The sequence below is a fragment of the Nocardia sp. CC201C genome (assembly GCF_030010695.1).
Classification (GTDB): domain Bacteria; phylum Actinomycetota; class Actinomycetes; order Mycobacteriales; family Mycobacteriaceae; genus Nocardia; species Nocardia otitidiscaviarum.
This window is the reverse complement of record NZ_JASCXP010000620.1, coordinates 1-2,838: the sequence shown is the minus strand read 5'-3', so window position 1 is coordinate 2,838 and position 2,838 is coordinate 1. Positions and strand designations below refer to the sequence as shown.

The window sequence follows — 2,838 nt, the reverse complement described above, 5'->3', positions numbered from 1 at the left end:
GAGCAGGAATCCGTCCATGATCTTTCCGACCATAGTCCGGTGCCGCGGCCTCTCGGCGGCGGAGCGACGAAGGTCTCAGCGCGCCCCGAAATCCCGGACCGGGACGGTTCCCGGCATCGCCGGGACGGGTGCGGTCGGCGATTCCACGGCGCGGGATCAGTGATCCTTCGGGTCCCGGCCGGGCGGTACCAGCAGGACCGGCCGGTGGCAGTGTTTGAGCACGGCGTCGGCCACGCTGGAGTGCAGCAGCGCCCGGATGCCCGTGGCGCCGCGCGTGCCCGCCACGATGATGTCCACGTCCAGTTCGTCGGCCACGTCCACGATGGCGTTCCAGATGGTGGTGGTGCACTCCACGGTCCGCGCCTCGGCGTTGAGCCCGGCCAGTCCGGCCAGTTTCGCGCCCTCGGCATTGATGTTCTTGGCGTCGGTGTAGGCGACGTCCTCGATCTCCTCGTCGGTCACCCACTCCGGCTGGAGGACGCCGGAGATACCGGACAGCCGCGCGGCCTGGCGCACCATGGGCTCCCATGCGGTGAGCACGACGGCTCGGTTTGCGGTGAGGAAGCGGCCCGCGTATTCGACGGCCCGCCGGGCGTTCTCGGAGCCGTCGTAGGCAATCAGCATCAGGTCGCACGGCATGACGAACCTCCTGGTAGGAGCGTTGGTCCCTGCCTCGAGGGTACCCCGCGACGCGCCGGTTCACCCGCAAGGACGGCGGTGAGTGACACCGTCTCGCGTCGTCCCCGTGTTCTGGGTGTTACCGGCACGTTCGCGCATGCGCACCGGTCGGTACGAACCAGCTGCGGATCGAACACTGTTTGCGAACGATTCACCCAAACCCGTGGCGACCGAACGGGGCGGGGTCTTCACTGGATTCGTCGGCCTCGCACCGACGATCGACAATGCCGTCGCCGCGGGAGTATTTCGAGCATCGAGGTGTGTGGATAGTGCGGTTGGAGGAACTGACCACCCCGCAGGACTGGGCGCATGTGTACCGCTCCCTGTTCGGCCTGCCGCATGTCCACGTGACCACGCCGGGGTTCGTGGTGCTACCCCTCGTCGACACCGTCGCGGCGCTGAACACCCCGGAACCGTTGGGGGCGTTGATACTCGGTGAACTGACGGTGCGCGGCATCCCCGGCCCGGTGCTGGTGCGCGAAAAACCGCCGCGCCGGACGTTCCTCGCGGTCTTCGATGGGTACCCCACGGTGGAATGCATCGAACAGTTGGAGCGCAACAGCGTGGATATCGGGCCCCACCGCAGCAATGTCATCCTGCCGACCGGTTTCGGCCGCCACACCCACGAGGGTCGCTGGTGGGCGCGCGCACCCCAACGCGATGAATCGCTGCCGCTGCTGTCGGAGGTGCTGGCCGCCGCGAAAGCGGTGCTGTGAACCCGATCCAGACCGCGTTCTTCGGTCACCACGAGGCCGATCCGCGCGCCCTGCTGCACTACGAATGGCATCAGCGACACGAATCCGGTTGGGCGGTGGACGAGTTCGAGCAGGAGATGCTCGAACTCACCGACACCCAGCGGCCGGTTCCGGCGGCGTGCTGGCGGCTGCTGGACCGCATCGAGGCCGCCGAGCGGGTGCCGGAGTGGCCGTACACGGAGTGGGAGGATCCGCGCGAGCCGGAGCCCGCGGTGCCCACGCCCGCGCCCGCGGTATCGGTCGCCGAGCTGTCGGACCGGGTGCGCGGCGGATGGTTGGGTCGCTGTGTCGGCTGCACGCTCGGCAAGCCGCTGGAGAACGGATTCGTCTGGACGCCACGACATATCCGCGACTATCTGGAGCCGATCGGCCGGTATCCGCTGCGCGACTATGTTCCGGTGCGGGAGCCGATGCCCGAAGGGTACGAATTGCATTGGACCTGGCGGGAATCCACGCTCGGCAATATCGCGGGCTGTCCGCGTGACGACGACATCGACTACACCATTCTCGGCCTGCACCTGATCGAACGGCACGGCACCGAGTTCACCCCCGACGATGTGGCGGCGCTGTGGCTGGAACATCTCCCGTTCCTGCAGACCTACACCGCCGAACGCGTCGCCTACCGCAACCTCATCGACGGTTACCTGCCGCCCGCGACCGCCACCCATCGAAATCCCTACCGCGAGTGGATAGGCGCGCTGATCCGCGCCGACATCTACGGTTACGTCTGTCCCGGCGAACCGGCCCGCGCCGCCGCCCTGGCCGCCCGCGATGCCTCGCTGTCGCACACCGGCAACGGCGTCTGGGCCGCGAGCTGGGCCGCCGCGCTCACCGCCGCCGCCTTCACCGCTCCTGATCCCGAGACCGCCCTGGCGGCCGCGCAGGCCGTCGTCCCAGCGCGCTCCCGCCTCGCGGTGGCGCTCGCCGAGGTGGCCGACGATCGTGCCCGCGACCTGACCTGGAACCAGGCCGTGGCCGCCATCCACGCCCGCCACGGCCACTACAACTGGGTGCACGCCATCGGCAACGCGTGCCTGATCAGCGCCGGACTGCTCTGGGGCGAAGGCGATTTCACCCGGACCATCGCCCTCACCGTGCAGGGCGGCTGGGACACCGACTCCACTACCGCCACCGCGGGCTCGGTGGCGGGCATCCTCACCGGCGCCCACGCCATCCCCACCCATTGGACCGCCCCTCTCCAAGACCGCGTCCACAGCTCGGTAGCCGGTTACTGCGACCCCCACATCACCGACCTGGCCACCCGCACCCTCACCCTTCTCACACACTGATTCCCGGCCCCCTGTCGCCCCGCCCAGGCACCTGTACCGCTGCGCTTGGGCAGTCTGCGCCAGCGGCGCAGGGTGGGCAAGCGCAGCACACTCCAACCACGCGCTTTTGGCGCCGC

3 protein-coding genes are annotated in these 2,838 nt (G+C 69.1%); 2 read left to right on the top strand and 1 reads right to left on the bottom strand.

Annotation, left to right across the window (positions count from 1 at the left end; translation table 11 throughout):
* Nucleotides 1–156 precede the first annotated feature (156 nt).
* Nucleotides 157–639 (bottom strand): universal stress protein, encoded by a 483-nt coding sequence (locus QK444_RS35020; RefSeq protein WP_282786282.1) that lies wholly within the window; start codon nucleotides 637–639, stop codon nucleotides 157–159.
* Between the two features lie 308 nt (nucleotides 640–947).
* Here QK444_RS35020 and QK444_RS35015 point away from each other — a divergent pair, with 308 nt between their 5' ends.
* Nucleotides 948–1,394, top strand: coding sequence for a hypothetical protein (locus QK444_RS35015; protein WP_282786281.1), 447 nt, complete (start codon nucleotides 948–950; stop codon nucleotides 1,392–1,394).
* Nucleotides 1,391–2,722: an ADP-ribosylglycohydrolase family protein gene (locus QK444_RS35010; protein WP_282786280.1), complete on the top strand. Its 1,332-nt coding sequence runs from the start codon at nucleotides 1,391–1,393 to the stop codon at nucleotides 2,720–2,722. The genes QK444_RS35015 and QK444_RS35010 overlap by 4 nt, the downstream gene beginning before the upstream one ends.
* The last annotated feature ends 116 nt before the right edge of the window (nucleotides 2,723–2,838 follow it).